Below are 7,199 nucleotides of genomic sequence, written 5' to 3'. Positions count from 1 at the left end.
TTTAATCATCTCATATTTCTCTTGAATTTTCCACCTAATTTTCATCTAAAATGTTATCTAAAATGTTATCCACAGCGGTTTCCGCAAGCTGTTTCCTATATAATAAAAAAGAAAGAGCATATGCTCTTTCAATAATTTGTAAAATTAAATATTTATATTATATGTTTTTTACTTTTGCAATGCACACTTACACATACTATCAACAAATTCAATTTTATCATTAACTTCTAATTATTCATATATTCTCTTGTCCAAGGCAAATCATTATTTACACCTTTTGCAAATAATATCTGGTGGATGTTAATATTGCCACAATTAAATGATGCTGCGCAGGCATTTAAGTATAATCTCCACATTCTTATGAATGTTTCATTTTTAGTCTTTTCTACTATAGGTAAGGCATTTTCAAAGTTTTTAGCCCAACATTCTAATGTCTTTCCATAATGCCTTCTAAGGCTTTCAACATCTATTAATTCAAATTCTTGCTCTGCTATATCAGTGATTATATTTTTAATTGCTGGTACATGTCCGCCTGGGAAAATATATTTATCTATCCATGTATTGTTACCACCCTTATTTACTGCCGTTATACAATGAAGTAACGAAAGGCCCTTATCCTTTAACAAATTATTTACTATTTTAAAATATTCAGGTAAATTTTCTAATCCCACATGCTCAAGCATTCCTACACTAACAATTCTATCAAAGCTCATATTCTTTATTTCTCTATAATCTGCAAGTTTAACATCAACTAAATCTTCTAGTCCCTCCTCCTTTATTTTTTCATTAACCTTTTGAAGTTGTTCTGAACTTAAAGTAATTCCAGTAGCTTTTACTTTATATTTTTTGGCCGCTAAAATTATAAGTCCCCCCCAACCACAACCTATATCAAGTAAACTTTGACCTTCCTTTAAATTTAGTTTTTTCAAAATATAGTTTACTTTATTGTTTTGAGCTTCATCTAGAGAATCCGTATTCTTTTTAAAATATCCGCAAGAATAATTCATGTTATCATCCAACCATAATTTATAAAAATCATTACCAATATCATAATGGAATTGTATGTTGTCCTTGCTTCTTTTTATGCTACTTTTTACCTTTTTTATTAGCTTTTCATATTTTTCACTGTTGCTAAGAAAGCTTTCTTTATTAGTATATAAAGATTCTATTACTAACTGTACGTTGCCCTCTACTTCCAGTTTTTTAGTCATATATGCTTCTCCAAGAGTTATAAATGGATCATTTATAATATCACTCTTTGGTATTGGCTCATTAAGAATAATTTCAAACTTACTCTCTCCATCACCTAATTCTTCTACACTACCATCCCAAAACCTAAGTTTAAATGGGTCAGAAAACATATTTTTTAATAATGTTTTATAAAACAATTTATCACCAACCAAAATTTATCACTCCTTAATTAAATATTAAACATAATATTCTTATTTATATAATTTTTCAACATAAAAAACTAATCCTTTATATGAAAATTAATAGACATTATAGTTATTATTTTTGTTGCCTCATTATACTAGTAAATATAGCTACTAGATATACCTTTTTTTAACACTTTAACCACTAGTTTGTCAATTTTTTAACAGGTTACTTAATGTTTACTTTCATTATTAAAAATTAATTAACATTAAATGCATATAGTATGTAAATAGATACTACATTACTAAAATGAATGTACTATTAAATAGTAACACTATCACTTATTATTATACCATTAAATTTAAGTTCTGAAAACCAACTGAAATCATGCTTTTTTAGACTTGTGTAACAAACTTTTTATTACCAAGCTATTACTAATAATCTATATTTTTTTTATTACCACTAATGGAAAATCATTTTTCATTTTTTACCACTTTCTACGTAATATCTTTAACATAATGACTGTATTAACAATATTATATAATATCATTCCTTGTTGTTATTTAAATTTTTAACCAAAAATTAAGGGGGAAATTATATGTGTTTAGATAACATAACCACCTCAAATTCTTCAAAAGTTAAATATTTATGTTCTAATTATAGTGAAGTACCTTATCATGTTTTAAAGAACATGTTTGAAATAGCTCTACCTCAACACGGATTAAACGATGAACATGATAAATTTTTAGATGTTTTGGCCTCAATTTTAATAAAGATTCATAAGGATAAAACTATTTTGCCTGCTGTTGTAGATATGATATTTTTTAGAAACAGAGAAGGTCTTTTTACTCATGATCTAATTTGGACTTTCTTTCAAGCAAGAGATCCCTATAGTTTAATGCTAATTGCAAATTATTTAGATTCAGATGACATAAATGATGTTAAATTAGCATGCAAACTTTTAGACTTTGTCCCTTCCATAGATATGACTATCGGGAAGGATACCAAGAAACAATATATGAATTTTTTTTATTGGCTCAAAGAAAACTATTCTTTTTTACATTTTACAGGGGAAAGCTTTCAAAGAACCACTACTCCTATACCATATATTGTAGCTTTAGATGCCAAATATCTAGGTAGACAGGTATCAATTCTTACGGGTAAACCATTCGTATCGTTAACAAAGAAAGAAAACAACCTATTAACTTATTTTAACGACTTAGATTATTATAACAAGATTCTGTTATCAGACTTCTCATTTAAAAATTATTATGAAAATATATATTTTTGGAAATCATGGATTAACCATTCTATTACTAAACAATTAAAAATTGCTAAAACTATACTAACCACTTAGCAATTTTCGGCTATTATACCATTATACGTAATAAATGGAGGCTAGTAAATGGTAATAATTACCAATCATGTTTTTAAAGTTGATACTATTATAAACGAATATACACCCAATGATATTGAAAAAGATATTATTACTAAAATGGACTTAAGTAAAGAACATTATGAATACAATTCATTAAATCAATTACAGTTTGAATTAAAATTGCGAAATAATATTGTTATTGCTTCCAAAAATTTAAATGAAAGTGATATGTCTTTTAGAACCTTTCGTAAGTCGATATGTAATTCAGCCTATTGGAATCGTACTGATGAAGGTGGCTTTATTTTGAAAAGAGGAGTACTCCCCAGTGCTGCTATTGAAGATATTTCTATAAATAGCTCCAAATATGGCACTGAATGTGCTACTGCAATGATCATTATTTATTATCAATCCTTGCTTAATTTATTTACTGCTAAATTTTTTAATCAGTTATTTCCTAAAATACATCTAATGAATTGGCATTATATAAATAATATGCTTGAAGATGCAGGTTATTTAGAAAAGCAAAATGATTATTTTCCGGGGGATAGAAGATACTTTAATAACCCTGATGTAAATCCAGTAGAGCCTGAATGGCAAGGAGAGAATGTTATAGAATTAGGAAAAGGTGTTTATTTTGGACATGGCATAGGTATAGGAAATGATGATGAAATAATTAGTGAATTAAATAAATTCAGAATAAAAGGAGCAAAAACATCTGCTTATTTATTAGATTCAGCTGCACGCCTGGATTTCAAATCTTTATCAGATATATATTATAAACTAATTTCAACACCTAGCAATTAAAATTCTAATAATCTTAAAAATATAAAATACTATAATATACAAAAGCTAAACAAAATAACTATTTTGCTTATATACACATAAAACAATAAAGGCCACATATTACTTCAAATATGTGGTCTTTAGCATAATTCAATTATCATACATTAAATTATCATACATTAAATTTATTTGATATCAATTTCTGCGCTTAAAAATTTTTGTCATAATTGTATTACGTAAGAAAATAGGATGCTGTAGGATTGTAAAAGCAATGATTAGCTACACTAACTTGGAAAGATCCATTACCATTAAACGGGAACTCAGCAGGGCAACCTGGTAGATAAGGATTAAAATACCACAAGGACTCGCCTGTTGTATATAATCTATTCCCCGCTAAAGCCCAATCAGCAATATCATAATGTATTTGATCTGGTGGACTTGCATATATTGTTTGTGGGTTAGGCAAACCACCAAGCTCAGAAGCCACACAGTCGAATTGGCCTGTCTGAAATATGATTTTTCTTAAATCACCCTGACCTATTCTAAGATATTCACCATAAGCCTCATTAACTCTATTCATGATCACAGAAGCCACAGCTTTCATACCGTTATCACCTTCTCCACCAGCTTCGCACTTTATTATTCTAGCCAATAACTCTCTAGAACTATAAGCCATTAATAGTCATCTCCAAAAATTACTTTACAATATTATTATATACACAATGTTAGTAATAGTACTCAAATTTTAAAAGAGAATATGTAAATTTGCTAATATAAAAGTTTACACTGGATAACTTTCATGCTCTCATCACTTTGATTCAATTTATAATAATGTTTGCTAAACTTTGTAAAATTTAAATGTTTTATGATATAATATTTAGATACTTTATAATGAAATAAAAATACATTTAAAAACTATTTATTCATATTTTATAACATACATTCTTATATGCTATAATAATAAACTAAGTTTAAATATAGGCAGGCGACAACTATTAGTTATAAAAAATAGGTTAACCAATCAACTGGTTAACCTATTTTTTATAAGCCAACATACCTTTTTAATCAAAATTTAGTATTTTCCTAATCTGTTTTTAATATTCTAGATGTATAATAATAAATATAAAAGGATTTACATAATTCACTATATTTGATAAAATAATAAGTCCCTTTATTCTTATATATTGGGTAATTATATAACAATTCAATTAACAATTTCTTATAAATACTAAAGATAGGACGTGATATTTTGCAATCTGTAATAGTACTAATTAATCAATATGGATATATAATTTTATTTAGTGCTTTAATCCTCGAATTAATTGCATTTCCTCTTCCAGGAGAGTTAATGATGACATATTGTGGTTTTCTCGTTTATCAATCTAAAATGAATTGGATTATAAGTATACTTGTAGCTACTGCTGGAGTAATGCTCGGTATTACGATTTCTTACTTTATTGGTACTAAACTAGGGACAAGATTTTTTGAAAAATATGGTTCCTATATTCATCTTGACCCTGCTCAAATAGAGAAAAAATCTAAATGGTTTAACTCATCTGGTAAGAAGTTACTAATCTTAGCATATTTTATTCCTGGTGTTAGACATATTACTGGATACTTTTCAGGTATAACTAAAATTTCATATAAAATATTTGCATTAAATGCATATTTGGGAGCTTTAATATGGACCAGTACTTTTATATCATTAGGCAGAGCACTTGGATCGAAATGGTCAATATTTCATAGCTATTTATCGAAATATTCAATTATAGGCAGTTTAATTATTTGTTTGATTTTGACTATTATTTATGCTTATAGACATCATAAGACACAGATCATAGAAAATACATACAAAATTCTAAATAAGGCTGTAATTATATTTCATTCTATGGGCAAAATGAAGGTTGCTATTGCAGTTGTAGCCGTTGCTTTCTTAGGGTTTGATATTCTTTTAGTTGGTATAATACAAGATTATTTGGCACATGAATTCTACCAATTTGATATTGTTGTATCATATTTAATAGGTGCGATCTTCGACTCAAAATGGTCATTGTTAATTAGACTATTTGGATTAATAACTTCAATTAAGGTATTGATACCATTAACCATTTTTATGTTCATATGGATTATAAGAAGGAATACAAATCGTATTCTTGAAATTCAGTTCTTATTTATTGTAATTGGGGGCGGTGAAATTTTACAATATGCATTAAGACATATTTTTAGGCGTTTAGGCCCTTCTTCAATAAAACTAATAAATAATACTCAATATACTTTTCCAAGTAATCAGTCTTTAATGTCAATTGTTGCATATGGTTTTTTAGTTTATCTAATAGTTCGATATGTTAAAAAAGCTCGTTCTAAAACTATTGCCTTAATTACAACTTTATTTATTTGTATAGTTGCAGGCTTAAATCCACTCTTCTTTCAAACTGAGTATCCAAGTGATGTTTATGCAGGGTACATCTTTGGAGGAGTTTGGTTAACTATAAACATTATTTTATTGGAAATTTATCGAATACTGCCTAAAGTTCAATTGTAATATAATAGTTTTTAATTTGTAGTATGGATATTCTATCTAAACACTATATCTATAAGTCTTTTTTTAATATGATTTTAATCTAACACATATATAATATATATTGTATATTAATTTGAAAGGAAAATTAACACTATTAACAAAATATTTATAAGAGAGTGAGTGAGATTTATGATATTAATATTGAAATCAATAATCATGGGTATAGTTGAAGGAATAACTGAGTTTCTTCCAATTTCTTCAACCGGACATATGATTATAGTAGGTCATTTTATTAACTTTACTGGTGACTTTGCTACACTGTTTGAAATTGTTATTCAACTAGGAGCGATTCTTGCAATCGTAGTTCTTTATCGAGCTAAGTTATGGGATTCTCTAAAAAATCTAGCTCCAGGCCATTCAGGATTTAAGCTTTGGTCTAATATTATTGTAGCATTTTTGCCATCTGCAATATTAGGACTTTTATTACATAAAAAAATAGAAGCAACTTTATTTGGACCTGTTCCTGTACTTGCTGCGTTGATATTTGGTGGTATTTTGATGATAATCGTTGAAAATAAATACAGAAAAAAAGATGTAATAGGAAGTATTGATAAAATAATTCTTCCCCAAGCTCTTATGATAGGATGCTTCCAGTGTCTTGCACTATGGCCTGGTATGTCAAGATCGGCTTCAACAATAATGGGTGCATGGATTGTTGGTCTAAATAGCGTTGCAGCAGCAGAGTTTTCCTTCTTCCTTGCAATTCCTACAATGATTGGAGCCACTGCACTAACATTATTTAAAGCTAAAATGGCTCTTACTGCGATAGAGATTATATCGTTAATCGTAGGCTTTGTTGTATCCTTTATAGTTGCTATTATAGTTGTAGATAAATTTATAAACTTCCTAAAGAAAAAACCTATGAGAGTATTCGCAATATATAGAATATGTGTTGGTGTATTTTTGCTAGTTCTTGTATTTATGAATGTATTAAAATAATTATTAATATTGCACATCAAAATGATATATAATTTATAACATGATTATCCCACAAAAAGCTTGTAATTACTTCCAAACGTAGTAATTATGATATAATAATATCAAAATCAGTACGTAGAGGAGGATTACTATGTTTTGCAAAAA

General features: G+C 27.8%; 6 protein-coding genes. 4 read left to right on the top strand and 2 right to left on the bottom strand.

Going from position 1 to position 7,199, the window contains the following annotated elements; translation table 11 throughout:
- Nucleotides 1-227: 227 nt before the first annotated feature.
- On the bottom strand, nucleotides 228-1,403 hold the full coding sequence (locus KPL38_RS17355; protein WP_281419369.1) for a class I SAM-dependent methyltransferase: 1,176 nt from the start codon (nucleotides 1,401-1,403) through the stop codon (nucleotides 228-230).
- A 569-nt stretch (nucleotides 1,404-1,972) separates the two neighbouring features.
- Between KPL38_RS17355 and KPL38_RS17350 the strand changes: the two genes are divergently transcribed.
- On the top strand, nucleotides 1,973-2,731 hold the full coding sequence (locus KPL38_RS17350; RefSeq protein WP_216290398.1) for a hypothetical protein: 759 nt from the start codon (nucleotides 1,973-1,975) through the stop codon (nucleotides 2,729-2,731).
- A 48-nt stretch (nucleotides 2,732-2,779) separates the two neighbouring features.
- A complete protein-coding gene (locus KPL38_RS17345) occupies nucleotides 2,780-3,556 on the top strand; it encodes a protein-glutamine gamma-glutamyltransferase (RefSeq protein WP_216290397.1) in 777 nt (258 codons plus the stop codon).
- Between the two features lie 211 nt (nucleotides 3,557-3,767).
- On the opposite strand, the gene KPL38_RS17340 is transcribed toward KPL38_RS17345, so the two are convergent.
- A complete protein-coding gene (locus tag KPL38_RS17340) occupies nucleotides 3,768-4,211 on the bottom strand; it encodes a cell wall hydrolase (protein WP_216290396.1) in 444 nt (147 codons plus the stop codon).
- Nucleotides 4,212-4,784: 573 nt separating this feature from the next.
- Between KPL38_RS17340 and KPL38_RS17335 the strand changes: the two genes are divergently transcribed.
- A complete protein-coding gene (locus KPL38_RS17335) occupies nucleotides 4,785-6,077 on the top strand; it encodes a VTT domain-containing protein (RefSeq protein WP_216290395.1) in 1,293 nt (430 codons plus the stop codon).
- A 168-nt stretch (nucleotides 6,078-6,245) separates the two neighbouring features.
- Entirely contained in the window at nucleotides 6,246-7,055 is an 810-nt protein-coding gene (locus tag KPL38_RS17330; protein ID WP_216290394.1) for an undecaprenyl-diphosphate phosphatase, read from the top strand.
- The last annotated feature ends 144 nt before the right edge of the window (nucleotides 7,056-7,199 follow it).

The sequence above is a fragment of the Clostridium psychrophilum genome (assembly GCF_018861705.1).
Taxonomy (GTDB): domain Bacteria; phylum Bacillota; class Clostridia; order Clostridiales; family Clostridiaceae; genus Clostridium_AD; species Clostridium_AD psychrophilum.
Note: the sequence above shows the minus strand (reverse complement) of the source record. Positions and strands in the feature narration are given on the sequence as shown.